Origin of the sequence: Paenibacillus periandrae (assembly GCF_022458865.1) — a bacterium.
Taxonomy (GTDB): domain Bacteria; phylum Bacillota; class Bacilli; order Paenibacillales; family NBRC-103111; genus Paenibacillus_S; species Paenibacillus_S periandrae.
Genome location: NZ_JAJNMU010000227.1, coordinates 1 through 255, shown reverse-complemented (window position 1 = coordinate 255; position 255 = coordinate 1). Strand labels below are relative to the sequence as shown.

1 pseudogene is annotated in these 255 nt (G+C 56.9%); it reads left to right on the top strand.

Going from position 1 to position 255, the window contains the following annotated elements:
- Positions 1-48 precede the first annotated feature (48 nt).
- Positions 49-255 (top strand): annotated as a pseudogene (locus tag LRL21_RS45335) (valine--tRNA ligase); the annotation flags it as partial.

Sequence of the window (255 nt, the reverse complement as noted above, 5' to 3'; positions counted from 1 at the left end):
GAGTACCAGGTGATTTATAGCCATGAGGATGAGGGGACGCCTGCCCCTATGCTGAAGTCCAAGTGGGGGCGGCTGACAGACATTGAATGGACGCTGCGGGTTGTGATGGATCGGGACGGACGAATGAATTCGGCGACCTACCAGGGACCGCATCAACTTACGACGGAGTTTCGCGGCGGTTATGCACTTTGCGGACACACAGTTATGCAGGCGGCGACGACTAACGGGATGGTCACGGATGTACCAACGTCGTCT